Origin of the sequence: Actinomadura meridiana (assembly GCF_039537545.1) — a bacterium.
Taxonomy (GTDB): Bacteria; Actinomycetota; Actinomycetes; order Streptosporangiales; family Streptosporangiaceae; genus Spirillospora; species Spirillospora meridiana.
Genome location: NZ_BAABAS010000005.1, coordinates 255,446 through 281,811, shown reverse-complemented (window position 1 = coordinate 281,811; position 26,366 = coordinate 255,446). Strand labels below are relative to the sequence as shown.

General features: G+C 71.6%; 25 protein-coding genes. 9 read left to right on the top strand and 16 right to left on the bottom strand.

Annotation, left to right across the window (positions count from 1 at the left end):
* Positions 1–160: 160 nt before the first annotated feature.
* From ABD808_RS10585 to ABD808_RS10570, 4 genes are all read right to left on the bottom strand, one after another.
* Positions 161–2,857 (bottom strand): DNA translocase FtsK, encoded by a 2,697-nt coding sequence (locus ABD808_RS10585; RefSeq protein WP_344893702.1) that lies wholly within the window; start codon positions 2,855–2,857, stop codon positions 161–163.
* Between the two features lie 100 nt (positions 2,858–2,957).
* Entirely contained in the window at positions 2,958–4,643 is a 1,686-nt protein-coding gene (locus ABD808_RS10580) for a ribonuclease J (protein ID WP_344893699.1), read from the bottom strand.
* Between the two features lie 151 nt (positions 4,644–4,794).
* On the bottom strand, positions 4,795–5,733 hold the full coding sequence (gene dapA, locus ABD808_RS10575) for a 4-hydroxy-tetrahydrodipicolinate synthase (RefSeq protein WP_344893696.1): 939 nt from the start codon (positions 5,731–5,733) through the stop codon (positions 4,795–4,797).
* Between the two features lie 237 nt (positions 5,734–5,970).
* Entirely contained in the window at positions 5,971–6,693 is a 723-nt protein-coding gene (locus tag ABD808_RS10570) for a glycoside hydrolase family 18 protein (protein ID WP_344893693.1), read from the bottom strand.
* 228 nt (positions 6,694–6,921) lie between these two features.
* Between ABD808_RS10570 and ABD808_RS10565 the strand changes: the two genes are divergently transcribed.
* Positions 6,922–7,098: a hypothetical protein gene (locus ABD808_RS10565; protein WP_344893690.1), complete on the top strand. Its 177-nt coding sequence runs from the start codon at positions 6,922–6,924 to the stop codon at positions 7,096–7,098.
* Here the strand turns inward: ABD808_RS10565 and ABD808_RS10560 are convergent.
* Positions 7,088–8,059, bottom strand: coding sequence for a DMT family transporter (locus tag ABD808_RS10560; protein WP_344893687.1), 972 nt, complete (start codon positions 8,057–8,059; stop codon positions 7,088–7,090). The two genes, ABD808_RS10565 and ABD808_RS10560, sit on opposite strands and share 11 nt — an antisense overlap.
* Here ABD808_RS10560 and ABD808_RS10555 point away from each other — a divergent pair.
* Positions 8,058–9,449: an aminotransferase-like domain-containing protein gene (locus ABD808_RS10555; RefSeq protein ID WP_344893684.1), complete on the top strand. Its 1,392-nt coding sequence runs from the start codon at positions 8,058–8,060 to the stop codon at positions 9,447–9,449. The two genes, ABD808_RS10560 and ABD808_RS10555, sit on opposite strands and share 2 nt — an antisense overlap.
* On the opposite strand, the gene ABD808_RS10550 is transcribed toward ABD808_RS10555, so the two are convergent.
* Complete coding sequence (locus ABD808_RS10550) at positions 9,444–9,803, bottom strand: VOC family protein (RefSeq protein ID WP_344893681.1); 360 nt, start codon at positions 9,801–9,803, stop codon at positions 9,444–9,446. The two genes, ABD808_RS10555 and ABD808_RS10550, sit on opposite strands and share 6 nt — an antisense overlap.
* Entirely contained in the window at positions 9,800–9,994 is a 195-nt protein-coding gene (locus ABD808_RS10545; RefSeq protein ID WP_344893678.1) for a hypothetical protein, read from the bottom strand. The genes ABD808_RS10550 and ABD808_RS10545 overlap by 4 nt, the downstream gene beginning before the upstream one ends.
* A 125-nt stretch (positions 9,995–10,119) precedes the next feature.
* Between ABD808_RS10545 and ABD808_RS10540 the strand changes: the two genes are divergently transcribed.
* The 4 genes from ABD808_RS10540 (at position 10,120) to ABD808_RS10525 (ending at position 13,939) form a co-directional block, all read left to right on the top strand.
* Positions 10,120–10,662 carry a CGNR zinc finger domain-containing protein gene (locus tag ABD808_RS10540; protein ID WP_344893675.1) on the top strand — a complete coding sequence of 181 codons (543 nt, stop codon included), beginning with the start codon at positions 10,120–10,122 and terminating at the stop codon, positions 10,660–10,662.
* A gap of 99 nt (positions 10,663–10,761) precedes the next feature.
* Complete coding sequence (locus tag ABD808_RS10535; RefSeq protein ID WP_344893672.1) at positions 10,762–11,313, top strand: GNAT family N-acetyltransferase; 552 nt, start codon at positions 10,762–10,764, stop codon at positions 11,311–11,313.
* A gap of 60 nt (positions 11,314–11,373) precedes the next feature.
* On the top strand, positions 11,374–13,038 hold the full coding sequence (locus ABD808_RS10530) for an MFS transporter (RefSeq protein WP_344893669.1): 1,665 nt from the start codon (positions 11,374–11,376) through the stop codon (positions 13,036–13,038).
* 34 nt (positions 13,039–13,072) lie between these two features.
* The gene (locus tag ABD808_RS10525) at positions 13,073–13,939 is read left to right on the top strand and encodes a 1,4-dihydroxy-2-naphthoate polyprenyltransferase (RefSeq protein WP_344893666.1); all 867 of its coding nucleotides are present in this window, start codon (positions 13,073–13,075) and stop codon (positions 13,937–13,939) included.
* Here ABD808_RS10525 and ABD808_RS10520 read toward each other — a convergent pair.
* On the bottom strand, positions 13,903–14,919 hold the full coding sequence (locus ABD808_RS10520; protein ID WP_344893663.1) for a hypothetical protein: 1,017 nt from the start codon (positions 14,917–14,919) through the stop codon (positions 13,903–13,905). The two genes, ABD808_RS10525 and ABD808_RS10520, sit on opposite strands and share 37 nt — an antisense overlap.
* 126 nt (positions 14,920–15,045) lie before the next feature.
* Positions 15,046–15,738: a uracil-DNA glycosylase gene (locus ABD808_RS10515; protein WP_344893660.1), complete on the bottom strand. Its 693-nt coding sequence runs from the start codon at positions 15,736–15,738 to the stop codon at positions 15,046–15,048.
* Positions 15,739–15,852: 114 nt separating this feature from the next.
* On the opposite strand from ABD808_RS10515, the gene modA reads away from it, so the two are divergent.
* The 3 genes from modA (at position 15,853) to ABD808_RS10500 (ending at position 18,339) form a co-directional block, all read left to right on the top strand.
* A complete protein-coding gene (gene modA, locus ABD808_RS10510; RefSeq protein ID WP_344893657.1) occupies positions 15,853–16,632 on the top strand; it encodes a molybdate ABC transporter substrate-binding protein in 780 nt (259 codons plus the stop codon).
* Positions 16,633–16,725: 93 nt separating this feature from the next.
* Positions 16,726–17,391, top strand: a complete 666-nt coding sequence (locus tag ABD808_RS10505; protein ID WP_344893654.1) for a Uma2 family endonuclease — start codon at positions 16,726–16,728, stop codon at positions 17,389–17,391.
* 75 nt (positions 17,392–17,466) lie between these two features.
* Complete coding sequence (locus ABD808_RS10500; protein WP_344893651.1) at positions 17,467–18,339, top strand: sigma-70 family RNA polymerase sigma factor; 873 nt, start codon at positions 17,467–17,469, stop codon at positions 18,337–18,339.
* Positions 18,340–18,354: 15 nt separating this feature from the next.
* On the opposite strand, the gene dapB is transcribed toward ABD808_RS10500, so the two are convergent.
* From dapB to trhA, 7 genes are all read right to left on the bottom strand, one after another.
* Positions 18,355–19,092 carry a 4-hydroxy-tetrahydrodipicolinate reductase gene (gene dapB, locus ABD808_RS10495; RefSeq protein ID WP_344893648.1) on the bottom strand — a complete coding sequence of 246 codons (738 nt, stop codon included), beginning with the start codon at positions 19,090–19,092 and terminating at the stop codon, positions 18,355–18,357.
* A 39-nt stretch (positions 19,093–19,131) separates the two neighbouring features.
* Positions 19,132–19,755 carry an FMN-dependent NADH-azoreductase gene (locus ABD808_RS10490; RefSeq protein WP_344893645.1) on the bottom strand — a complete coding sequence of 208 codons (624 nt, stop codon included), beginning with the start codon at positions 19,753–19,755 and terminating at the stop codon, positions 19,132–19,134.
* A gap of 97 nt (positions 19,756–19,852) precedes the next feature.
* Entirely contained in the window at positions 19,853–21,151 is a 1,299-nt protein-coding gene (locus ABD808_RS10485) for a M16 family metallopeptidase (protein ID WP_344893642.1), read from the bottom strand.
* Between the two features lie 97 nt (positions 21,152–21,248).
* The gene (locus ABD808_RS10480) at positions 21,249–23,621 is read right to left on the bottom strand and encodes a polyribonucleotide nucleotidyltransferase (protein WP_425548909.1); all 2,373 of its coding nucleotides are present in this window, start codon (positions 23,619–23,621) and stop codon (positions 21,249–21,251) included.
* 439 nt (positions 23,622–24,060) lie between these two features.
* The gene (gene rpsO, locus ABD808_RS10475; RefSeq protein ID WP_344893639.1) at positions 24,061–24,330 is read right to left on the bottom strand and encodes a 30S ribosomal protein S15; all 270 of its coding nucleotides are present in this window, start codon (positions 24,328–24,330) and stop codon (positions 24,061–24,063) included.
* 213 nt (positions 24,331–24,543) lie between these two features.
* Entirely contained in the window at positions 24,544–25,485 is a 942-nt protein-coding gene (locus tag ABD808_RS10470; RefSeq protein ID WP_344893636.1) for a bifunctional riboflavin kinase/FAD synthetase, read from the bottom strand.
* Between the two features lie 89 nt (positions 25,486–25,574).
* Complete coding sequence (gene trhA, locus ABD808_RS10465) at positions 25,575–26,243, bottom strand: PAQR family membrane homeostasis protein TrhA (protein WP_344893633.1); 669 nt, start codon at positions 26,241–26,243, stop codon at positions 25,575–25,577.
* Between the last annotated feature and the right edge of the window lie 123 nt (positions 26,244–26,366).

Here is a 26,366-nt window from a genome sequence, read left to right as displayed (position 1 = left end):
GCCAACACGTTCGAAACAGGGCAAGATTTCGCATCATTCCGCAAGGGCTTCGCGACCGTCGCCCCAGCGTCGCCCCAGTGGCACCCGACCGCCGCCCCACCGACACCTGGACGCCGTCCGACCGCACGGCCGGGACGCGCGGCCGGGCAAGGCATCGGGCTCAGCCGCGCAGTTCCGCGAGGACGCCGGGGAGGTCGTCTGGCTTGGCGAGGACGTCCCGCGCCTTGGAGCCCTCGCTGGGGCCGACGATGTCGCGGCTCTCCATCAGGTCCATCAGACGGCCAGCCTTGGCGAACCCGACGCGCAGCTTGCGCTGGAGCATCGAGGTCGACCCGAACTGCGTGGACACGACCAGCTCGATGGCCTGGACGAGCAGGTCCATGTCGTCGCCGATCTCCTCGTCGATCTCCTTCTTCGGCCCGGTGGCCGCGGCGACGTCCTCCCGGTAGTTCGCCGCCATCTGCCCCTTGCAGTGGTCGACGACCCCGTGGATCTCCTTCTCCGCGACGTAGGCGTTCTGGATGCGCATCGGCTTGCTCGCGCCCATCGGCAGGAACAGCGCGTCGCCCTGCCCGACCAGCTTCTCCGCGCCCGGCTGGTCGAGGATGACGCGGCTGTCGGCCAGCGACGACGTCGCGAACGCCAACCGCGACGGCACGTTCGCCTTGATCAGCCCGGTGACGACGTCGACCGACGGACGCTGCGTCGCCAGCACCAGGTGGATCCCGGCGGCGCGGGCGAGCTGGGTGATGCGGACGACCGAGTCCTCCACGTCGCGCGGCGCGACCATCATCAGGTCGGCCAGCTCGTCCACGATGACCAGCATGTACGGGTAGGGCGTGTAGACGCGCTCGCTGCCGGGCGGCGGCTTGAGCTTGCCCGCCTTCACCGCCTTGTTGAAGTCGTCGATGTGCCGGTAGCCGGACGCGGCCAGATCGTCGTAGCGGCGGTCCATCTCCCCCACGACCCAGTCGAGCGCCTCGGCGGCCTTCTTCGGGTTGGTGATGATCGGGGTGATGAGGTGGGGAATGCCCTGGTACATCGTCAGCTCGACCCGCTTGGGGTCGACCAGGATCATCCGCACCTCGTCGGGCGTGGAGCGCATCAGAACGGACGTGATGAGCCCGTTGATGCACGTCGACTTGCCCGCGCCCGTCGCGCCCGCGATGAGGATGTGCGGCATCTTCGCCAGGTTCGCCACGACCGTGCGGCCCTCGACGTCCTTGCCGAGCCCCACGACCATCGGGTGGTGCTCGTTGGTCGCGGCGGGCGAGCGAAGCACGTCGCCGAGGCTGACGATGTCCTTGTCGGTGTTGGGGATCTCCACGCCGATCGCGGACTTGCCGGGGATCGGGGAGATGATGCGCACGTCCGCGCTCTTCACCGCGTAGGCGATGTTCTTGGTGAGCGCGATGACCTTCTCGACCTTCACCGCCGGGCCGAGCTCGATCTCGTACCGGGTGATCGTCGGGCCCCGGGTGAACCCGGTGACCTGCGCGTCGATGTCAAACTGCTCCAGCACGCCGGTGAGCGCGTTCACCACCGTGTCGTTGGCCTTGGTGCGCGGCTTGGACACGCTGCCGGGGCGCAGCACCGTCGGGTCGGGCAGGAGGTAGATCTCGCCGGACGACGACAGCGGCAACTGCTCGGAGCGGCGCGGCGCGGGCGTCGGGTCGGGGACGTCCGCCGTCCCGGCCGGGGATCCGTCCGGCGCGCCCGGGGCGTCCGCGCCCGCGACGTGTTCGTCGTGCTCGTCGGGAAGGGGCGGCTCGTCGACGGGCGGCGCGGGCGGTGGGACCTCGGCCTGGAACGGATCGGGCTCGAACAGCTCGTCGGCCAGGTCGCGGCGCGGACGGTCGGCCTTCTTGGGCTTGTCGTCCAGCAGCGGCGTGTCGTAGGGGCGGGAGTGCTCGCCGACCTCCAGCTCGTCGGCGCCCTCCTTGTCCTTGTCGGACTTCTTCTTGCGGCGGCGCTTCTTCGGGGCCTCGGCGTCGTCGGCGTTCCCGGCGTCGCCTTCCTCGCCGCTCTCGTCCGGACGCTGCGGGCGGCCCTGCAACGTCGCGACGGACCACAGTTCGGAGAGCCGCTCGGGCACCCGGTTGATGGGCGTCGCGGTGACGACCAGCACGCCGAACCCGGACAGGAGCAGCAGCAGCGGGACGGCCACCCACCCGCTGAGCGCGGCCTCGAGCGGCGCCGACACGAGCCAGCCGACGACGCCTCCGGCCTGGCGGACCTCCTCCATGCCGTCGGCGGGCGACGGGACACCGGCCGCGATGTGCAGGATGCCGAGTACCCCGGCGGCGAGCGCGGTCACGCCGATGACGATGCGTCCGGTGTCCTCGTGGTGCTCGGGGTGACGCAGCGTCCGCCACGCCAGCAGCGCCAGCAGGACGGGCAGCGCCATCGCCGAGATGCCGAGGGCGCCGCGCACGACCTGCTCCAGCGCCTTGGTGACGACGCCGTCCGGGCGGAACCAGGTGACCGAGGCCAGCACGATGGACGAGCCGAGCAGCGCGAGCCCGAGCCCGTCGCGGCGGTGCTCCGGGTCGAGGCTGCGGGCGCCGTGCCCGTAGGCCCGAAAGATCGAGCCGACCGTCACGGCCGCCAGCAGGTACAGTTTGAACAGGAGCTTGAAGAACCCGAGGACCGCCTGCGAGATCGGATCGGGCTTCTGCGGGGAACGCCCCCGGCCCGAGCCGCGGCCACCCTGGGCGCCGCCACTCGAACGCTTCCGGGGGGACGACCCTGCCGTCTTACGAGCCGTCCTGCCCCCCGCACGCGAGGAGGTCTGCGTTCCACCCCCATGGCTACGCCCCGCCGCCCCCCTGGTCCCTCCAGACGCACGTGTGGCCATGCTTATGAGAGTAACCGGCGAGCCAAGAGGTTCCCGGGATGCGGACGGGCGTGTTGACGCGGCCTTCCCGAGCCGCCGTCGGCCACGCCCGTCCGTTCCGCTACACCTCCACGACCACCGGGACGATCATCGGGCGGCGCCGGTAGTTGTCGCTCACCCACTTGCCGACGGTGCGGCGGATGAGCTGTCCGAGCTGGTGCAGGTCGTTGACGCCGTCGCCGGCGGCGTCCCGCAGCACCTCCTGGATCCGCTGGATGATCTCGTCGAAGTCCTCGTTGACGATGCCCGCGCCGCGGGCGTGCACCTCCGGTCCGGCGACGAGCTTGCCGGACGTGGAGTCGATCCCGACGACGATGGACACGAAGCCCTCCTCGCCGAGGATGCGCCGGTCCTTCAGGGACGTCTCGGTGACCTCGCCGACCGACAGGCCGTCGACGTACACGTAACCGGCGGGCACGGCGCCGACGATCTTGGCGCGGCCGTTCACGAGGTCGACGACGACGCCGTCCTCGGCGATGACGACGCCCTCGTCCGGGACGCCCGTCAGCGAGGCGAGCTTCGCGTGAGCGCGCAGGTGCCGCCACTCCCCGTGGATCGGCATGAAGTTCGCCGGTTTCGTCACGTTCAGCACGTAGAGCAGCTCGCCCGCCGGGGCGTGCCCCGACACGTGCACGAGCGCGTTGCCCTTGTGCACGACGCGGGCGCCCCACCGGGTGAGGCCGTTGATGACGCGGTTGACCGCGTTCTCGTTCCCGGGGATCAGCGAGGACGCGAGGATCACGGTGTCGCGCTCGGTGATGCGAATCGAGTGGTCACGGTTCGCCATCCGCGACAGCGCCGACATCGGCTCGCCCTGCGACCCGGTGCACACCAGCACCAACCGGTCGCCGGGGATGCCCTCGAGGTCCTTCTGGTCGACCATGATGCCCTCGGGGACATCGAGGTAGCCGAGTTCGCGCGCGACGCCCATGTTGCGGACCATCGACCGCCCGACGAAGCAGACCTTCCGGCCGTTGGCGACGGCGGCGTCCAGCATCTGCTGGACGCGGTGGACGTGCGAGGCGAAGCAGGCGACGATGAGCCGCTCCTGCGCGGTGCGGAACACCTCGTCCACGACCGGGCCGATGGTGCGCTCGCTCGTGACGAAGCCGGGCACCTCCGCGTTGGTCGAGTCCGACATCAGCAGGTCGACGCCCTCGGCGCCGAGCCGCGCGAACCCGGGCAGGTCGGTGAGCCGTCCGTCCAGCGGAAGCTGGTCCATCTTGAAGTCGCCGGTGTGCAGCACCAGACCCGCCGACGTGCGGACCGCGACGGCGAGCGCGTCCGGGATCGAGTGGTTGACGGCGAGGAACTCGCAGTCGAACGGCCCGAACGACCGCCGCTCCCCCTCCACCACCACGTTGGTGACGGGTCTGATGCGATGCTCGGTGAGCTTCGCCTCCACCAGCGCCAGCGTCAGCCGCGACCCCACCAGCGGGATGTCGGCGCGCTCGCGCAACAGGTACGGGACGGCGCCGAGGTGGTCCTCGTGACCATGGGTCAGGACGACGGCCTCGATGTCGTCCAGCCGGTCCCTGATGTACTCGAAATCGGGCAGGATCAGGTCGATGCCGGGCTGTTCGGTCTCGGGGAACAGCACGCCACAGTCGATGACGAGCAGGCGACCGCCATGCTCGAACACCGTCATGTTGCGGCCGATCTCCCCCAGCCCGCCGAGCGCGACGATGCGCAGACCGCCCTCGGGCGGCGCGGGCGGATCCGACAACTCCGGGTGAGGATGACTCACCTGCCCCCACCCTTCTGGGGGGCGACCCCCAGACCCCCGAGGGGGTCCCCCGAAGATCCTCGCTTCGCTGCGGTCATCGGGCCCTGCCCCTCTGGGGGGCGACCCCCAGACCCCCGGAACGGGTCCCCCGAAGATCCTCGCTTCGCTGCGGTCATCGGGTGACCTCCGGGATAACGACCTCCGGCACTTTGACTCCCCCTATCGTCAGGTCTTCACGCAGGCGCGCCGCGAACTCCGGCGTGGCCTCCACGAGCGGCGCGCGGAGCGGGCCGCCGCCGGGGAGGCCGAGCAGGTTCAGCGCTGCCTTGACGGCGATGGCGCCCTGCGTACGGGTCATGATGGCGGCGACGACGGGCAGCAGCCGCCGGTGGATGTCCAGCGCGCGTGCCTGCTCGCCGCCGCGGTACGCGTCGATCATCTCATGCAGTTCGGCCCCGACGACGTGCCCGACCACGCTGACGAACCCGGCGGCGCCGACCGACAGCCACGGCAGGTTCAACACGTCGTCGCCGGAGTACCAGACGAGGTCGGTCTCCGCCATCACCCTGGACGCGCCGAACAGGTCGCCCTTGGCGTCCTTGACGGCGACGATCCGCGGGTGCTCGGCGAGCTGCACCAGCGTGTCGTTCTGGATGGGCACCCCGGCGCGGCCCGGGATGTCGTACAGCATGGTCGGCAGGGCCGTCGCGTCGGCGACCGCCGTGAAGTGGCGGACGAGGCCCTCCTGCGGCGGCTTGTTGTAGTACGGCGTGACCACCAGCAGACCATGCGCGCCGGCGGCCTCGGCCTGCCGCGCGAGTTTCAGGGTGTGCTCGGTGTGGTTGGTTCCGGCACCGGCCACGATCACCGCGCGGTCGCCGACCGCGTCGAGGACCGCGCGCAGAAGCTGCGTCTTCTCGTCGTCGCTCGTGGTCGGCGACTCGCCCGTCGTTCCGTTGACGACCAGGCCGTCGTGGCGCCGCTCGTCGACCAGGTGGGTCGCGAGGCGTGCGGCGCCTTCGTAGTCGACGCCGCCGTCCGGCAGGAACGGGGTGACCATCGCGGTCAGCATCCGCCCGAACGGAGCGTCAGGTGTTGTGCTGGGTGCCATGCACCGAACGGTACCGTTCCGGCCGTACCAGGTGGACCCGCAGGTCCAAGCTCGCCGTCACACTGGTACCGGGCCCGCGCGCGAGCCCGCCGGGAAGCCGGCGTGGAAGAAGCCGCCGCCACACGCTCGGGGGTACGCGTGGCGACGGCCCCACCACCACATCGTGGCACGCAAATGGCGCGTTACGGGGTCAGTCCGGCCACTTCCCGGCCTCGGTTACGTAACATGACCCACCGGTCATGAACCGGTGGCGGCCTCCGCCGTGCGGGGTGGCCATGCGGCGCGATATTGGGCCCATTCGTCCGGATTGGTGGTCCAGTCCGCGTACACGCCGACTCCGTACGGGCGTTTCGGCGGACGCTTCAGGTCGTCGATGCCGCGCCTGATGCCGCGGAGTGCGACGTCCAGGTCCTCCGCCCAGGGCATGGCTGGACGGTACGTCGGCACGCCCATGAACACGGTCGTGCGGTCGCCGATGAGTTCCAGCGTCGTGCGGGTGTGCCGGGCGAAGTGCCATCCGGCGAGCGCGCGGGTCGGCAGGCTGACGTCGTAGGTCATGATCGCGACTTGGTCGGCGATGCGGGCGATGTCGCGGAGGAAGTCCCGGGTCGGACGGGGTGGGTAGTGGTACTTCCCGCCGCGTGGGAGCAGCGCCTTGTAGACGGGTTGGGCGGCGTCCAGAAGTGTTGCCTGTTCAAGGGCGACCGACAGGAGCCGTCCGCGCGAACGGGTCAGTTCGCTGGTGCGCCGTAGCAGCGTCATGAAGGCGTCGTCGTCGGGGTAGATCGGCTCGAAGTCGTAGTGGATGCCGTCGAAACCGGCGTCGAGAATGGCCGCGTCGGTTCTGAGCACCTGGTCGCGCACCTTCGGGTCGTTCAGGTCGATGACGCCTTCGCCGTTCACCACGCGGATCTGCCCGAGGTACGCCTGGGCGTGCACGCCGGGCGCGTACTTGCGCATGGCGGCGAGCAGTTGCCGCGCGTAGCGCGGATCGGACGCGTTTCGACCGGTCTCGGACGGGTCGGGCCGGTGGCCGGGGCAACTCCCGGTCAGGAAACGGCCATGATCGGGATGTGATCGCGCGCCGCGCGGCGCAGCCGTTGACAGCGGCGGAACCCTGTGATGACTAGGCGGTCTCGCCAAGAGCCGCCCGGTCCAGCCGTCCAGCGGGATGGAGGTCGAACCGACATGGGAACACGACCGGACCAGAACGGACCGAGGCCGCTCATCAGCACGCGCGCCCTCGTGATCATCCTCACGGCGATCGGCGCCGCCGCGCTCACCGTCGCCGCCCCGTGGATCGCGATCCCCATCGGGGTGGGCGTGGGCGTCGTCACCCTTCTCACCCAGATCGTCAAGGACTAGGCGTTCGTTCGCGGGCGACGCGGTTCACGGGCCGCGCGGGCGGCGGGGTCCGGTGGACGCGGGCGCGCTGGGTGAGGGCCACGCACACCAGCACGGCCACGGCCGCGAGCGCCGTCGTGCCGTCGATCCGCTCGGAGAGGAAGAGGCCCGACCAGACCAGGGTCATGAGCGGCTGCGCGAGCTGGACCTGGCTGGCGCGCGCGATCCCGGCCCGCGCCAGGCCCTCGTACCAGGCGAAGAAGCCGATGTAGGCGGACAGGGCGGAGACGTAGCCGAAGCCGAGGACGGCGCGTCCCGTCCAGTGCGGGTCGGTGGTGGCGAGCAGCCCGGCGGTCACCGGGACGGTGACGGGCGCGGCCAGCACGAGCGCCCAGGAGATGACGCGCCAGCCCGGCATGCCGCGGGTGAGGCGGGCGCCCTCGGTGTAGCCCGCGGCGGCGGCGACCAACGCGCCGAACAGGAGCAGGTCGGCGGCGGTGAGACGGCCCGCGCCGCGGACGAGCGCGAAGCCGGTGACGCAGCTCGCCCCGGCGGCGCCCGCGAGCCAGAACGCGCGGGACGGCCGTTCCCCCGCGCGCACGACACCGAACACGGCGGTGACGGCGGGCAGCAACCCGACGACGACGGCGGAGTGGGCGGACGAGGCGCCGTGGTCGAGCGCGAGCGTGCTGAGCATCGGGAAGCCGAAGATCACGCCGATGGCGACGACCGCGTACGACGCGAGCTGCTCGCGGCGCGGTGGGCGGGCCCGCACCAGGAGCAGCGCGACGGCGGCGAGCACGGTCGCGGCGGCGGACCGGCCGACGCCGATGAGGTACGGGTCGAGGCCGTCCAGCGCGAAGACCGTGCCGGGGATGGTGAAGGAGAAGACCAGGACGCCGATCGCGGCGAGCCCGAGGCCCCGCAGGGCGCCGGTGTCCGCTATCGACGTGGAGACAGTAGCGCTATCGTGGTCCTTCATGAATAACGATAGCAGTGTGGCGGCGCTTGCCGACTCGCTGCGCTCCGACGTCCGGCGGATGCGGCCCGGGGAACGGCTGCCGTCGAGCCGGAGCCTGGTCGAGCGGCACCGCGTCAGCCCGGTGACGGTGTCGCGGGCGCTGGGGCTGCTGGCCGCCGAGGGGCTGGTCGTGACGCGGCCCGGTAGCGGCGCGTTCGCGGCGGAGCGGCGCGAGGCCGCCGCCGAACCGGCCGACTTCGGCTGGCAGGCCGTGACACTCGGGGACAGGTCCGTCGACGCGGCAGGGGTGTCGTGGCTGCTCACCCCGCCGCCGGAGGGCGTGATACCGCTCAGCGGCGGCTACCTGCATCCGGCGCTCCAGCCGGTGCGGGCGCTCGCGACGGCGGCGGCGCGCGCGGCCCGCCGTCCGCACGCCTGGGAGACGCCCCGGCTCGGCGGCATGCCCGAGCTGCGCGCCTGGTTCGCCCGGACGGTCGGCGGCGCCGTCTCCCCCGCCGACGTGGAGATCACCAGCGGCGGGCAGCAGTCGCTGACGACCGTGCTGCGCGCGCTGCTCCCGCCGGGCGCTCCGGTGCTCGTCGAGTCGCCGACGTATCTGGGCGCGCTCGCCGTCGCGCGGGCCGCCGGGCTGCATCCGGTGCCGGTGCCGGTCGACGCGGACGGCGTCCGTCCCGACCTGCTGGGCGAGGCGTTCGCGCTGAGCGGCGCGCGGGTCTTCTACAGCCAGCCGACCTTCCACAACCCGACCGGCACGGTCCTGAGCGAGGAGCGGCGTGCCCGGGTGCTGGACGTGGCGCGCGCGGCGGGTGCGTTCGTGATCGAGGACGACTTCGCGCGGCACCTCGGCATCGCCACTCCCCCGCCGCCACTGCTCGCGGGGGACACCGACGGCCGCGTCGTGCACATCGCGTCGCTGACCAAGGCCACGGCGCCGAGCCTGCGGGTCGCCGCGGTGATCGCCCGCGGCCCGGTCGCCGAGCGGATCCGCGCGACGCAGCTCGTCGGGGAGTTCTTCCCAGCCAGGCCACTCCAGGAGACGCTGCTCGAACTGGTCAGCTCGCCCGGCTGGCCACGGCACCTGCGGGCCGTGCGGGCGGCGCTGCGGTCACGGCGCGACGCGGCCCTCGCCGCGTTCGCCCGCGAGCTGCCCGAGCTGCGGGTGAACCGTCCGGCGGGCGGCCTGCACCTGTGGGTCCGGCTGCCGGACGGCGTGGACGACACCGCCCTCGCCGAGGCGGCCCTGCGCGACGGGGTCCTGGTCAGCGCCGGACGGCCGTTCTTCCCCGCCGAGGCCCCCGCCCCGCACCTCCGGATCAGCTACGGGACGGCCGATTCGGAGGCGGAGCTGGCGGAAGGCGTCCGCCGTCTCGGCGAGGTCCTGAACTCATGAGCTGGTGCAGAAGCAGAACTCGTTGCCCTCGGGGTCGTGCCACACCTGGAACGGTCGCTCCGGGTTCCCCATCGGCTCCCCGGCGGGCGTGGCCCCGAGCCCTCGCGCCCGCTCCCCCGCCGCGTGGATGTCGGGGACATCCAGGTCGAGATGGATCCGGTTCTTGATCTCCTTGCCTTCGGGGACCAGTTGGAACGCGAGCACCGGCCCCCCTGCGAGGGGTTCAAGGTCTAGCCAGTCGTCTTCGCGCGAGGTCTCGGACATGTCGAGCAGCCCGCCCCAGAAGGACTGCATGACGTCCAGATCGACGCAGTCGAAGACGACTGTCGTGACCTTCGGGACGGCGCCCGTCATCGGGCCCGCCCCGTGGGGATCCGCTCAGGCACCCCGTCGAGCAGCCACCGGCGCACGCGCGCGGCGCGTCCCAGCGACCGCGAGCGGGCGGTGAGCCGCGCGTCGACGACGTCGGCCCGTAGCTTCGCGTGGGCACGGCCCGCCCAGGCGCGGCGCGCGGCGAGGTCCGCCGGGTTCGGCAGCGCGGTCATGGTCGTCCTCCCGTTCGTTGACACCACCTAAACCCTAACGCTGGTGTCGTGATCCTGCAACCGGCTAAACACGAATGATGGTGTCTCACGTTGGTAGACTGCGTTTCGCAAAGGCAGGAGGGGTGATGGCCGACGATCAGCATGACCCCGCGCCGCTGCTGAGGGACTTCGTCAACACGCTCAACGTCGAGGACGCCGCGGACGAGCTCACGACCCCGGCCGCGCTCGCGGGATGGCTCGCCGGGCGCGGGCTCGTCCAGGACGGCGCGCGGGTCTCCGGCGCCGACCTGGCCACCGCGGTCGCGCTCCGGGAGGGGCTGCGCGAGGCCATGGCCGCGCACCACGGGCCCCAGGAGGCCGACTTTCCGGACGAACTGGAAGACGCCCTGGCCGCCCTGCCCCTGCGGGTCACGCTCACCGGGACGCGGCCCCGCCTCGTCCCGCTCGACCCGTCGGGAACGGCCGCCGCCGGGCTGTCCCGCCTCGCCGCCGCGATCATGGACGCGGTCGCCGCCGGAACCTGGCCGCGTCTGAAGATCTGCCAGGAGCACACCTGCCGGTGGGCGTTCCTGGACACGTCCAAGAACCGGTCCCGCTCCTGGTGCTCGATGAGCGTCTGCGGGAACCGCACGAAGACGCGCGCGTACCGGGCCCGCCGCCGGGCCTGACCGCGCTGTCCAACCGCGCTGTCCGACCGCGCCGTCTGACTGGGGGCGGTCTGAACCCTAGGGTGGGCGGTGATCCCGGACGAGAGGACGTGCCACGTCATGGCGGATGTCGGAGTGCGGCCCGCGCGGCTCGCGGACGCGGCCGCGGTCGCGGGCGTCCAGGTGCGGGCGTGGCGGCACGGTTATCGCGACCTGCTACCGAAGGACGTCCTCGCCGAGGTGACCGGGCCCGAGGCGACGGAGACCTGGCGGGAGCGCTGGGCGGAGGCCGCGACGGCGCCGCCGAGCCCCCGGCACCGGCTGCTCGTCGCCGTGGCGTCCGACATCGTCGTCGGGTTCGCCGCGCACGGACCCGCCGAGGAACCCGATCTCGACGCGGCGGGCACCGCGGAGCTGATCACGCTGCTGGTCGACCCGCTGCACGCCCGCGCCGGGCACGGCAGCCGCCTGCTCGCCGCGACCGTCGACCTGCTGCGCGAGGACGATTTCACCACCCTGGTCACCTGGGTGTTCGAGGACGACGAGGTCACCCGGACGTTCCTCGGCTCGGCGGGCTGGGCCCCCGACGGGACGGCCCGGACGCTCGACATGGGCGAAGAGGTCCGGCAGATCCGCCTGCACACCGACATCAGCGTCCACGCCGACGGCTGAGCGGGCCCTTGGGCAGGGGCCGGTGCCGAGGACCGGTGCCCCGGCCATATCTTTGAATCCGTGCCCGAGTCCACCTACGTGACGCCGCCGCGCGCCGTCCCGGCGCCGGACGCCGACGCCGCGCGCCGCCGCTGGCTCGGCATGGCCGTCATGAGCCTCGGCGTCTCGCTGATCGTGGTGGACGCCACGATCGTGGGCGTCCTGCTGCCGAGGATCGTCACCGACCTGCGTCTGACGACGACCGGCGCCGAATGGGTCACCTCGGTCTACTCGCTGGTGTTCGCGGCACTGCTGATCCCGTTCGGACGCGCGGGCGACCTGTTCGGGCGCCGCCGGATGTTCGTGGTCGGCGTCACCGTGTTCGCCGCCGCGAGCGTCGCCGCCGCACTCGCGGGCGGCGGTCCGGCGCTGGTCGGCGCCCGCGCGCTGCAAGGCGTCGGCGCCTCGATGATCCTGCCCGCCGCGTTGTCGACGGTGAACGCGGTGTTCACCGGCCGGGAGCGCGCCATCGCGTTCGGGATCTGGGGCTCGCTGATCAGCGGCATGGCCGCGCTCGGTCCCCTGGTCGGCGGCGCCCTCGCCACCGGCGGCGGCTGGCGCTGGGCGTTCGGGATCAACCTGCCGCTCGGCGCCGTGCTGATCGTCGCGGCGCTGCGGCTGATGCCCGAGACCCGGCGGGCGACCGCCCCGGGCGACCGGCTCGACATCGACTGGGCGGGCGGCCTGCTGTCCGCGCTCGGGCTCGGCGCCCTCGTCTTCGGGATCATCGAGGGGCAGACGTACGGCTGGTGGGCCGCGACGCGCCCGTTCTCCGTCGCCGGGCTCGACTGGCCCACCTCGGGGATCTCGCCCGTGCCGGTCGTCTTCGCGCTGGGGCTCGTGCTCCTCGCGGGCCTCGTCTCCGTCGAACGGTCCCGGGCGGCGGCCGGACGCTCCGTCATGCTCGACTTCGGGCTGTTCCGCGTCCCGAACTTCCGGCACGGGAACCTGGCGTCGGCCCTCATCAACGTCGGCGAGATCGGGCTGCTGTTCGTCCTGCCGCTGTTCCTGCTCGGCGTGCACGGGACGAACCCGCTCCAGATCAGCGTGGCGATCCTGCCGCTCGCCATCGGGGCGTTCCTGTCCGGCGGGTACGCGGGCAAGCTCGCCAACCGGCGCGGCGCGCACCGGGTCGTGCAGCTCGGCATGGTGCTGGAGGTCACCGCGGTCATCGCGCTCGCCCTCACCGTGTCGGCGACCACCGGCGGGCTCGGGATCGCGCCGTGGATGCTGCTGTACGGGCTCGGGCTCGGCCTGACGTCCGCGCAGCTCACGAACGTTTCCCTGGCCGATGTCCCCGCCGAGCAGGCGGGGCAGGCGTCCGGTACGCAGTCCACGGCCCGGCAGGTCGGCGCGGCGCTCGGCATCGCCGCCATCGGGACGGTGTTCGCCACGAGCCTCGGGCACGCCATGACCGACCGGCTCGCCGACTCCGGGCTGCCCGCCGACCAGCGCGCCGCCGTCGCCCACGACCTGCGGGAGAGCGCCGGGACGTACGGGCGCCACCTGCACGAGACGCCCGCGCTCGCCGCCGAGGCCCACGCCGCCGACGCCAGCCTCGCCGTCGCGACCCGGAACGCCGCGCTCACCACCGCCGCGATCCTCGCGCTCGGGCTCGGCATGTCGCTGCGGCTGCGCCCCGGTGGTGATCGCCGGGGTGATCATCGGGAAGAATCGAAGGGATAGTCCCCCTGTCGCCCCACGAGAACGAGCGGTAACTGTGGCCACCCTTTCCGAATGGGTCGCCGGATCCCGGCCCCGCACCCTGCCCACGTCCGTCGTCCCCGTCGTCGTCGGCACGGGCGTCGCGGCGGGCGAGGGCGACGCCATCTGGTGGCGTGCCCTGCTCGCCGGATTCGTCGCCCTCGTCCTGCAGATCGGCGTCAACTACTCCAACGACTACAGCGACGGCGTCCGCGGCACCGACGAGAAACGCGTCGGCCCGCTCCGCCTCGTCGGGTCCAGGGTCGCGCCGCCGAAGCAGGTCCTGGCCGCCGCGTTCGGCTGTTTCGGGGCCGCCGCCGTCGCCGGGCTCGTCCTCGCGGCCGTGACGACCTGGTGGCTGCTGCTCGTCGGCGCGGCCTCGATTCTCGCCGCCTGGTTCTACACCGGCGGCAAGAACCCGTACGGCTACCGCGCCCTCGGCGAGATCTCGGTGTTCGTCTTCTTCGGCCTCGTCGCCGTCGTCGGAACGGTCTACGTGCAGGTCGAGGGCCTGCCCTGGGAGGCGTGGGCGGCGGCGGTGCCGCTCGGGCTGCTGGCCTGCGGGCTGCTCGCCGTGAACAACCTGCGCGACATCCCCACCGACCGCGAGTCGGGCAAGAAGACCCTCGCGGTCGTCCTCGGCGACCGCTGGACCCGCGTCATGTACGCGGCGTGCACCGCTCTGCCGTTCATGGTCGTCCTGGCGATCAGCGCCCCGCATCCCTGGGCGCTGATCGCGCTGCTCGCCGCGCCGCTGTCGCTGCCGCCGACGCAGAAGGTGCTGAACGGCGCGACCGGCCCCGCCCTGATCCCCGTGCTGGGCGAGACCGGTCGGCTGCAGATCGCCTACGGCGTTCTGCTGGCGGTCGGGCTGGCGCTCTGAGCGTGCGCGTCCCGCTCGGTGAGCAGGACGGCCCCTGTGACGCCCATGAGCAGCCCGGCGATCAACCCGGCCAGGCCCGACAGGTTGAGCGCGCTCGCCGAACCCGAGTCGAGGAACTCCGGGTCGCCGAGCTTGGTGATGAGTTCGAACAGCGTCCAGGTGAACGTGGTGCCCGCGCCGAGCCAGACCCCCGCCAGCGGGACGGCGAACCGGGGCGGACGAGCACCGCGCCGCACGATCGCGACCAGCGCCGCCGCGCCCACCAACGCCAGCACGCCCATGATGCCGTCGGCGAGCCGCTGGACCGCGCCCCGGTAGTCGAGTTCGTCGGCGGTGAGCCCCGACGTCCCGCCGAACGCCCAGTAGAACTGCGCGGCCGCGAACACGAGAGCGAACACCGTCGCCGTGTAGGCCAGGAGCGCCTGTAGCGAATGTGTCGCGCCTCTGGGGACATCCTTGGTGCGGACGGTGAAGACGTCCGGCCAGCGTCTCCGCGCGTAAAGGACGAACGCGGTGATGAGGCCGACCGCCTGGAACGAGAACCCGGTGTACACGACGCCGTACACCCAGCCTTGGAGCGGGTTGTCGGACGCGGTGAGCGGCGCGGACGAGAAGAGCGTCTGGACGAGCGCGCCGATCGGAACGGCCACGACGATCGGGGCGAGCAGCCCCGCCCCGATCCACATCGGAGTCAACACCAGCCAGGCCGGGAGCCGCAGACCCCAGCGGAACGTGAACGCCACGACCACCGCCACGGCCACCGCGTCCATGCCCATGGTGATCGCGTTGCCCACGTAGAGGGCCGAGTCCTTCGCCGCCTCCGGGTCGTCCCACCCGACCGTGCTGCCGGACAACCACGCGAGCTTGATCGTGAGGTAGGGGACGCACGCGGCGACGGTCGCCAGGCAGACGCCCAGCCGGAGGCGCCCCGGACCCCCGCCCGCGACGGGCGCGGGCCGCAGAGGAGCTGAAACGGTCATGGCATCGACGATGGCCCGGACCACCCCCGCGCCACTTCCCGCCGCCGGGGGAAACCGCCCCCGCCCCTCCCCCAACGGAGTGAGACGGCCCCGACCTCAACCGGCCAGGGCCCAGCTGGCCGGCGCTCAGCTCGCGGGCGGCCGCGAGCCCCAGTCGATCTCGGTGAGACCGGCGTCCACGAGGGCCTTGTTCACCGCGCTGAACGGCCGCGTCCCGAAGAACTTCTTGGCGCTGAGCGGGCTCGGATGCGCCGACTCGATCACGGTGTGGTGCGCGCCGGTGATCAGCCGGGCCTTCTTGCGCGCGTAGGCGCCCCAGAGCACGAACACTACGCGCTCCGACTTGTCGTTCAGCGCCTGGATCGCGGTGTCGGTGAAGTCTTCCCAGCCCTTGTTCGCGTGCGAGCCCGCCTCGCCGCCCCGGACGGTCAGCACCGCGTTGAGCAGCAGCACCCCCTGGTCGGCCCAGCGGGTCAGGTCACCGGACGTCGCGACCGGCACGTCGAGATCGGCGGCCAGTTCCTTGTAGATGTTGCGCAGCGACGGTGGCAGCCGGACGCCGTCGCGCACGCTGAAGCTGAGGCCGTGCGCCTGGCCGGGCCCGTGGTACGGGTCCTGGCCGAGGATCAGGACGCGCGCACGGTCGAACGGGCAGTGGTGGAACGCGCTGAACAGGTCGTCGCGCGGCGGGTAAACGGTCTGCCCGGCGTACTCCCCCTCGACGAACGCCCCCAGCGCGGCCGTGCCGATCGGGTCGAGCAGCGGGTCGAGCCGCTCCCGCCAGTCGCCGGGCAGCAGTTCCATCAGGTCGAGCGACATCGTCGGGCCTCCGCGAACGTGATCTCCAGTGCGCCGCTCACATTAGCCCGCGACACTGACACGCCAGGTTCGAATCCAGGGGCCGAACCCCTCCCGGTCCTAAGATGACGTCGTATGCCCGATTCCCCCCGTCGGCGGCGGCTCCGCGCGTCGCTGCTGCTCGCCGTGCTCGCCGTCGCCGTCCTCGGCGCGGGCTGCGGTGGCGCGTCCGGGCCGACGACGCTCACCGTCCTCGCGTCCGCGTCGCTGACCGAGGCGTTCGGCGAGATCGGCACGGCCTACCAGCAGGAGAACCCCGACGTCAGGTTCCGGTTCGAGTTCGGCTCGGCGCCTGAAATGGTCGAGCGGCTGTCCGAGCACTATCCCGGCGACGTCGTGGTGACGGCCGACAAGGCGAGCATGAACGAGGCCGACGAATACCTGGCGGGACGCCGCCGGACCATCGCGAACACCTCGCTGACCATCGCCGTCGCCCCCGGCAACCCGCGCCACATCAACGAGCTACGCGATCTGAGGCGACGAGGGCTCCGCGTCGCGGTCGGCGCAGGGACGGTCCCCGTGGGCCGCTACACCCGCCAGGTCCTCGCGAAGGCGGGGGTGTCGGTCCAGTGGAGCTCGCAGGAGATCAGCGCGCGGGCCGTCCTGGACCGGATCAGGTCCGGCGAGGCGGACGCCGGGATCGTCTACGTCACCGACCTGCGCTCGGCGGGCGTCGCGGTCAGCAGCGTCCCCATCCCGGCGGACGTGAACGTCACCGCCGCGTTCCCCGCCGCCGTCGTCCGCGACGGCGACCACGAGGACGCCGCGAACGAGTTCGTCTCGTGGCTGGTCACCGCCCCAGCACAGAAGTTGTTCAACAAGTACGGCTTCGCCACGCCGTCCTCCCCGCAGTGACTCTCCGCGAGGCGATCACCGAATCCGGGTACGCTGACTACGCACGGTCCTCTACGATGTCGGGAGCCGAACGTGACGGAGGAAACACCCAAAGTGAGCACACTAGCGATAGCTCACCACCACCACGAGCTCCCCGACACCCCCTTCAACCTGTGGATGCGGGACGAACTCACCGATGTGCTGGATCTCCCCCACGACGGCACCCGTGTCGAAATCATCGGTGGGGAGATCATCGTGTCCCCAGGGCCGGACTATGGCCACAACGCGGTCGTCCGTGGCATCCAACAGCGGTTCTTCGCCGCGGAGCTGACGGATCCCTCATTCCCATGGCGCTGCATCACCACACAGGACGTGAAGCTGAGCGATATCAAAGATGGTTACATCCCCGACCTGTGCGTGCTGAGCGTGGAGAACGACAAGCGGGCACGGTCGGCCCAGCTCAAGAAGCTGCCCGTCCAGGGGCTCGAACTCACCGTCGAGGTCACTTCGCCGAGCACCGTCCACGACGACCGCGAGCCTCGTCGCGGCTTTTCCGGGCTCACGAAATGGAACGGGTACGCCCGGGTGGGCATCCCGTACTACCTGCTGGTCGACCGTGACCCGCAGGAGACGCGGACGACGCTGTTCACCGACCCCGACACCGCCGACGGCAAGTACCTGTCCTCGGTGAGCTGGGCGTTCGGGGAGGCGGTCAAGCTTCCCGAGCCGTTCGGGCTGGAGATCCCCACGGACGAATGGGAGCCCTGGCAGCGGACCTGATTGGGTCGACCAGCGCCTGTCACATCCCCAACGTTCGATTCGTCAGTGCTACGACATTGATGAGAGAGGGATGCGATGGATCAGCGCGAGTTCTTGGCGGGCGAGCTCGAGCGGCACCGTGTCCACCTCAGGGCGGTGGCCTACCGGATGCTCGGCTCGCTCACCGAGGCCGACGACGCCGTCCAGGAGGCGTGGCTGCGGCTCAGTCGCTCCGACGCGGACGCCATCGAGAACCTGGGCGGCTGGCTGACCACGGTCGTCGGACGCCTGTGCCTGGACATGCTGCGCTCGCGCACCGCACGCCGTGAGGATCCGCTGGAGGAGCGGCTCCCCGATCCGATCATCAGTCCGGAGTCCGGCGCCGATCCCGAGCACGAGGCGCTGCTGGCCGACTCGGTGGGCCTCGCGTTGCTGGTGGTCCTGGAGTCGCTCACCCCGGCGGAGCGGCTCGCGTTCGTCCTGCACGACACCTTCGCCATGCCGTTCGAGGACGTCGCCGCCATCGTCGGACGGTCCCCGGCCGCCGCGCGGCAGCTCGCCAGCCGGGCCCGCCGCCGGGTGCGGGGCGCCGGGCCCGTCCCCGAACGCGACCCGATCCGCCAGCGCGAGGTCGTCGACGCCTTCCAGGCGGCGGCGCGCGGCGGCGACTTCGAGGCCCTCGTCGCCGTCCTCGATCCCGACGTGGTGCTGCGCGCCGACGTCGGCGGGGCGGACCGCAGGGTCGTGCGCGGCGCGGCGGCGGTCGCCGGCCAGGCGATGATGTTCCGCCAGGGCGGCGGGCAGACCCGACCGGTCACGGTCAACGGCACCGCCGGGGTGATCGGATATGTGGAAGGAAAGCCCGCCTCCGTGCTGTCCTTCACCGTCGTGAACGGCAAGGTCACCGCGATCGACATCCTCGCCGACCCCGAACGGCTCGCCACCCTCGAACTCAGCGCGTTCGGCTGACCCCGCCGGACGGGGTCACAGGCCGAGGAGGCCCTCGATGCCGAGGGTCAGGCGGTCGAGGTCAGGCACCCTGCGGACGGCGAGCAGCACGCCCGGCATGAAGGACGCCCGGTCCATCGAGTCGTGCCGGATGGTGAACAGCTCACCGTGCCCGCCGAGCAGGACCTGCTGGTGGGCGACGGCGCCGGACAGCCGGACGGCGTGGACGTGGACCCCGTCCACGTCGGCGCCGCGCGCGCCGCCGACCTCGGAGGTGGTGGCGTCCGGGGACGGCCCCACCCCGGCCTCGGCGCGGGCGGCGGCGACCAGTTCGGCGGTGCGGTAGGCGGTGCCGGACGGCGCGTCCGCCTTGTTCGGGTGGTGCGTCTCGACGATCTCGACGGAGTCGAAGAACGGCGCCGCCTTCTGCGCGAAGGCCATCATCAGCACCGCCCCGATGCCGAAGTTCGGGGCGATGAGCACGTTGCCGCTCGACCCGTCGGTCAGCCACGACCGGACCGTGTCGAGCCGGGACGGGTCGAACCCGGTCGTCCCCACCACGACGTGCAGGCCGTGCTCGACGCACCACCTGAGGTTGTCCATGACGACGCCGGGGTGGGTGAAGTCGACGACGACCTCGGCCGCGGTCAGCGCGTCGAAGTCGTCGCCCTGGTCGACGGCGGCGACGAGCTCCAGGTCGTCGGCCCCCCGCACGGCGGCGCACACCTCGGTCCCCATGCGGCCTCGCGCGCCCAGCACCCCGACCTTGATCACGTGTGTTCCTCCCGTTCGGCGTCCCGGCCGAGCCTATCGTCAGAAGCGCTTGCCCAGCTCGCGTGCCTCGGCGTGCGCGGTGCGCCGTCCGGTGTCGGCGTCGGCGGTGGCGAGGTTCGGGCGGAACATGACGGCGCTGATGTCGTCGACCCCGGCCCAGCGCAGCCAGCCGTCCAGGAACGGCTCCTGGAGGTCGGTGCCGAACGCGGGCGGACGCCCTTCGCCGTACACGGCGCTGGTGTAGACGGCGGCGGCCTTCTTCCCGCGCAACAGGCCGGTGTAGCCCTTCTCGGGGTCGAAGCCGAACACCCACCCGGGCTGGGACACGACGTCGACGAACTGCTTGAGGATGTACGGCACACTCGCGTTCCACATGGGCACGCTGAACAGGTAGCGGTCATAGGAGTCGAAGCGCTCGAAGACCCGCCGCGCGGCGTCCCAGGCGGCTACCTGCTCCCCGGACAGCTCCTCCCCCGCGAGGACGGTCATCTTGGCGGTGGTACCGGCGGGCCCGAACGCGGGAAGCGTGCCGTCCCACAGGTCGTAGTGGTCGACGACGTCACCGTGGGCCTCGCGATAGGCGCCCACGAAGGCCCCGGCGAGCGCCAGTGACTCCGACGCGTTCCCCCGCGGCGACGCGGAGATGTGCAGCAGACGAGACATGACCAACCCCTCCACAAATATACGGACCAAGGTCCGGTTACTGGTGAAGAGATTAACGGACCTTGGTCCGCTTATCAAGCGAGCGGTCGGGCTCCGATCAGGCGGGGCCGATGACGGTGAGGGCCTGGGGGGAGGTGAGGACGTCCTGGGCGATGGCGCGGATGTCGTCCAGGGTCACCGACTCGATGCGGGCCAGGACCTCGTCCACGGGGAGAAGCGACTCGTAGACCAGCTCGCTCTTGCCGATGCGGCTCATCCGGGAACCGGTGTCCTCCAGGCCGAGGACCATGGCGCCGCGCAACTGCCCCTTCCCGCGCTCCACCTCTTCGTCGGTGAGCCCGGACTCGACGGCCTTGTGCAGCTCGTCGCGGCAGATCGACAGAACCTCGTCGGCCTTGGCGGGCTGGCAGCCCGCGTAGACGCCGAAGATCCCGGAGTCGGCGTACTGGGCCGTGTAGCTGTACACCGAGTACGCGAGGCCGCGTTTCTCGCGGATCTCCTGGAAGAGGCGGGACGACATGCCGCCGCCGAGCGCCGCGTTCAGCACACCGAGCGCGAACCTGCGGTCGTCGGTGCGGGACACCCCGGCGCCGCCGAGGATGATGTGGGCCTGCTCGGTGTCCTTCTCGATCACGACCTCGCGCGGGTCGACCGGCGCGGGCGTCCCGTCCAGGCGGGGCGCGGCGGGCTCGGCGTCGCCGGTCAGGTGCGGTTCGAACGCGCGGGACACCAGGCGGACGACCTCGTCGTGGTCGATGTTGCCCGCCACCGACACCACCAGGTTCGACGGGACGTAGTGCCTGCGGTAGTAGCCGTGGATCCGGTCGCGGGACAGCCCGTTGATGGAGTCTTCGGTGCCGAGGATGGGACGTCCGAGCGGGGTGTCGCCGTACAGCGCGGTGGCGAACTCGTCGTGGATGAGGTCGCCGGGGTCGTCGTCGCGCATGTGGATCTCTTCGAGGATCACGCCGCGTTCGGCCTCGACGTCCTCGGGACGGTTCAGCGACGCGGCGACCATGTCGGAGACGACGTCCACGGCGAGGGGCAGGTCGGCGTCCAGGACCCGCGCGTAGTAGCAGGTGTACTCCTTGGCGGTGAAGGCGTTGAGATCGCCGCCGACCGCGTCGATCGTCGCGGAGATCTCCAACGCGGACCGCCGTTTCGTGCCCTTGAACAGCACGTGTTCCAGGTAGTGGCTGGCCCCGGCGTCGGCGGGGGCCTCGTCGCGGGAGCCGACCGCGGACCAGATGCCGAACGCGGCGGACCGCACGGTCGGCATCGTCTCGGTGATGACGCGCAGCCCGCCGGGCAGGACGGTGCGGCGCACCGCGCCGGCGCCGTCGGTGTGGATCGTGGTGGTGGTGCCGGGCTCCTGCGCCCTCGCCGGCAGGGTCACGTCTCGCTCACTTCTCGTCGTCGAAAGCGCCGACCGGCCCGCCGCGGCACGGACGAGCTGTGCTCGCCCGGCGCGGCGGACCGGTCGGTCATCGGGGTCAGGAGTTGCGCTGACCGGAGTCGTCGCCCCGGCGGGTGCGGCGGCGGCGCGGGCGGCGCTCACCGTCGTCGTCGTCGCGACGCTCCCGGCGCTCGCCGGACTCGCCGTCGGCGGACGCGGCCTCGGGCGCGTCACCGGAGCCCGAGCCGGAGCCGGACCCGGAGTCGGCCCGGTCGGCGGCCTCGCGCTGGACCACCTCGACCGGCACCAGCGACAGCTTGCCGCGCTGGTCGATCTCGGTGACCTCCACCTGGATCTTCTCGCCGACGCCCATCACGTCCTCGACGTTCTCGATCCGGGCGCCGCCGTGCAGCTTGCGGATCTGCGAGACGTGCAGCAGGCCGTCCTTGCCGGGCAGCAGCGACACGAACGCGCCGAACGTGGTGGTCTTGACGACGGTGCCGAGGTACCGCTCGCCGATCTCCGGCATGTGCGGGTTCGCGATCGAGTTGATCGCCTGCCGGGCGGCCTCGGCGGACGGGCCGTCGGTGGCGCCGACGTAGATCGTGCCGTCGTCCTCGATCGTGATGTCGGCGCCGGTGTCGTCCTGGATCGAGTTGATCATCTTGCCCTTCGGGCCGATGACCTCGCCGATCTTGTCGACCGGGACCTTGATGGTGATGATCCGCGGCGCGTAGGGGCTCATGTCGGCGGGCGCCTCGATGGCCTCCTGCATCACGTCCAGGATCGCCAGCCGGGCGCCCTTGGCCTGCTTCAGCGCGGCGGCGAGCACCGAGGCGGGGATGCCGTCGAGCTTGGTGTCGAGCTGGAGCGCGGTGATGACGTCGCGGGTGCCGGCGACCTTGAAGTCCATGTCGCCGAAGGCGTCCTCGGCGCCGAGGATGTCGGTCAGCGTGACGTACTCGTCGCCCTCGTTGATCAGGCCCATCGCGATGCCCGCCACCATCTGCCTGAGCGGGACGCCCGCGTCCAGCAGCGACATGGTGGACGCGCACACCGAGCCCATCGAGGTGGACCCGTTGGACCCGAGCGCCTCCGACACCTGCCGGATCGCGTACGGGAACTCCTCGCGGGTCGGCAGCACCGGGATCAGCGCCCGCTCGGCGAGCGCGCCGTGCCCGATCTCGCGGCGCTTCGGCGAGCCGACGCGGCCGGTCTCACCGGTCGAGTACGGCGGGAAGTTGTAGTTGTGCATGTAGCGCTTGGTGCGCTCGGGGTTGAGCGTGTCGATCATCTGCTCCATGCGGAGCATGTTCAGCGTGGTCACGCCGAGGATCTGCGTCTCGCCGCGCTCGAACAGCGCCGAGCCGTGCACCCGCGGGATGACGTGCGCCTCGGCGGTGAGCTGGCGGATGTCCTTGGTGCCGCGGCCGTCGATGCGCAGCCCGTCGCGGATGACGCGCTCGCGGACGAGCTTCTTGGTGACGGCGCGGTAAGCGGCGGAGATCTCCTTCTCGCGACCCTCGAACGTCTCGGCGAGCTTCTCGGCGGCAGCCGCCTTGATCTCGTCGAGCCGGGACTCGCGCTCCTGCTTGCCCGCGATGGTCAGCGCCTGGGCGAGGTCGCCGCTGACGGCGTCGGTGACGGCGGCGAGCACGTCGTCCTGGTAGTCCAGGAAGATCGGGTACTCGGCGGTCTCCTTGGCCGCGACGGCGGCGAGGTCGCTCTGCGCCTTGCACAGGGCCTTGATGAACGGCTTGGCCGCCTCCAGGCCCGCGGCCACCGTCTCCTCGGTGGGGGCGGTGGCGCCCTCGCCGACGAGCTTGAGGGTGTCGCGGGTGGACTCGGCCTCCACCATCATGATCGCGACGTCGCCGTCCTCCAGGACTCGACCGGCGACCACCATGTCGAAGGTGGCGTTCTCCAGCTCGGGGTGGGTCGGGAACCCGATCCACTGGCCCTCGATCAGCGCGACGCGGACGCCGCCGATCGGGCCGGAGAAGGGCAGGCCCGCCAGCTGCGTGGACATCGAGGCCGCGTTGATCGCGACGACGTCGTACAGGTGGTCGGGGTTCAGCGCCATGATCGTCTCGACGACCTGAATCTCGTTGCGCAGGCCCTTGGTGAAGGACGGGCGCAGCGGCCGGTCGATGAGACGGCAGGTCAGGATCGCGTCCTCGGAGGGACGGCCCTCACGGCGGAAGAACGAGCCGGGGATGCGCCCGGCCGCGTACATCCGCTCCTCGACGTCCACGGTCAGCGGGAAGAAGTCGAGGTTGTCCTTCGGCTTCTTGGACGCGGTGGTCGCCGACAGCACCATCGTCTCGTCGTCGAGATAGGCGACGGCGGAGCCGGCGGCCTGGCGGGCCAAACGGCCCGTCTCGAAGCGGATGGTGCGGGTGCCGAACGTGCCGTTGTCGATCACGGCCTCGGTCGTCTGGGCGCCGTCGATGCGCACAGCTTCTGTCACGGGAAACCTCCTCAAGGTTCCATGTCGGTCCTCGCGGCCGTTTCCCGTTGGTCTTCCACGTTGCCGGTCTTCGATCGAAGCGCCCGGATTCGAGAGGTCCGCGTGTGCGGCGGAACGGATCCGGAAGCCACTACCGAGGACCGGCCCGCACCAGCGGTGTCCACGAGGCTTGATTCTTCAGTTGTGCGGCCGCCTCCGCCTGCCGGGGCGGCGGGCGGCCTGGTGGGCGGCCCGGCCGGTCTCGTCGGCCGGCCCGGTGGGCGGCTCCGTGTGCCGGTGGCCGCCGGTGGCCGGGCCCGGTGCGTCTGGACGGCGCGTCCGGACGGTGCGTCGCTCACCCCGTCCGGCCACCCCGTTCGGCTCTGGAACCCGTACCAGGCCATACCCCTACCAGGCCATAAAGGAAGGGAGTGGCCGCGTGGGCCACTCCCTCACCGTCCTAGCGGCGCAGGCCGAGCCGCTCGATCAGCTGCCGGTAACGGCTGATGTCCTTGTTCGCGAGGTACTTCAGGAGCCTGCGACGACGGCCGACCAGCAGCAACAGGCCGCGGCGGCTGTGGTGGTCGTGCTTGTGCTCCTTGAGGTGCTCGGTCAGATCGTTGATCCGACGGGTGAGCAGTGCGACCTGGACCTCCGGGGAACCGGTGTCACCCTCAGTGGTCGCGTACTCGGAAATGATCTTGTTCTTGGTGGCGGTGTCGAGCGACACGTGGCTCCTTCGATGCGATCGTCACCCGCAGATCCGGGCCCGGTGGGCGCACGGGTCCGCATGGTGCGTTTTAAGGGAGTGGCGGGCCACATGAGGGTGCAGCCAGCCGCGCCGGAACCCTATCCCGGCGACTATTCACCGTACCATGTCGGAAAGGCCCCCGGTTACGAAGCGGAAAGCCCCGTTGTCGCAGGGTACGCGCTTCGCGGCGCGCTAAGCGGAGGTGAGCTCCCGTGCCCGCGCCACGTCCCGGCCCATCTCCTCGACCAGGGCGTCCACCGAGTCGAACTTCAGGGTGTCGCGGATGCGGTCGGTGAAGTCGACGGCCATGTGCTCGCCGTACAGGTCGAGGTCGTCGCGGTCGAGCGCGTACGCCTCGACGGTCCGTTCCGCGCCCTCGAACGTCGGGTTCGTGCCGATGGAGATCGCGGCGGGCCAGCGGAAGTCCGGGTAGCGGTCGGAGTCGCAGACCAGCCAGCCCGCGTACACGCCGTCCGCGGGGATCGCGGTGTGCGGCAGCGTCTCCAGGTTGGCGGTCGGGAAGCCGAGCGCCCGGCCCCGCTGGTGGCCGCGCACCACGACGCCCTCGACGCGGTGCGGACGGCCGAGCGCCCGCGCCGCCGCCGCCACGTCGCCCGCGTCGAGCCGCCCGCGGATGGAGGTGGACGAGATCGTGTCGCCGTTGGCCACCAGTGGCACGCCCTCGGCGGTGAAGTCGTACTTGTCGCCCAGCTCGCGCAGCAGCGTCACGTTGCCCTTGGCCTTGTGCCCGAAGCGGAAGTCCTCGCCGACGATGACGTGCGCCGCGTGCAGCCGGTCGACCAGGACGGACTGGACGAACTCGTCCGGCGCCATCCGCGACAGCTCCAGCGTGAACGGCACGACCACGACCGCGTCGGTGCCGAGCCCTTCGAGCAGTTCGACCCGCCGCGCGGTGGAGGCGAGCAGCGGCGGATGCGTGCCGGGCCGGACGACCTCGTCCGGATGCGGGTCGAACGTGATGACCACGGACCTCAGCCCCCGGCGGCGCGCCTCCTCGGCGGTGGAGCCGACGATCCGCTGGTGGCCGCGGTGCACCCCGTCGAACACCCCGATCGTGATCACTGAACGGCCCCAGTCTGCGGGAACCTCGTCGAGGCCATTCCAGCGCCGCACCATTCACTCCCTGCGTAGGACGTGCCCTTCCGGTTCATGCTGCCGTCCTTAAGAGTGCCATGCGCGGGTGGACGAGGCGGAACCCGGGTTCAGGCGGACTGGTAGACGACCAGCGAGACGGCGATGTACTGGAGGACGTACGCGGCGAGGGTGCAGGCGTGGAAGACCTCGTGGTAGCCGAACCAGCGCGGCGACGGGTCGGGACGGCGCAGCCCGTACACGACCCCGCCGACGCTGTAGCAGACGCCGCCGACCGCGACCATGACGCAGGCCGCCAGGCCGGCACCGGTCAGGAAGTGCGGCAGGAAGAACACCGCGACCCAGCCGAGCACGATGTAGAGGGTGACGTAGAGGGCACGGGGGGCGCCGATCCAGGCCGTCCGGAAGACGACGCCGCCGACGGCGCCCGCCCACACGGTGGCGAGGACGGCGACGCGGACGCCCCCGTCCAGCGCGAGGACGGCGAACGGCGTGTACGTCCCCGCGATGATCAGGTAGATGTTGGCGTGGTCGAAGCGGCGCAGCACCTCAAGGAGCCGGACCGAGGTCTGCCGGTGGTACGTCCCCGAGATCCCGAACAGCATTCCCGACGTCGCCACGTACACCGCCGACGCGAGCCGCGCCTGCGTGGTCGGGCCGAGCGCGACCAGCACGAGCCCGGCGACGAGCACGGCGGGGAACGCGCCGATGTGCAGCCAGCCGCGCAGCCGCGGCCTGGTCGGGGACGCCGCCCGGGCGCCGTCGTTCACGGTGGTCACGGACACCTCCTCACAGAAACCTACGCACTGGTAGGTTACGTGACCGTAGGTTGGTATGCACCGGTTTCCCCGGTGATGATGGCCACGCGGAGGTCATGATGGTCAGGCTTGGGCGCTTCGTCC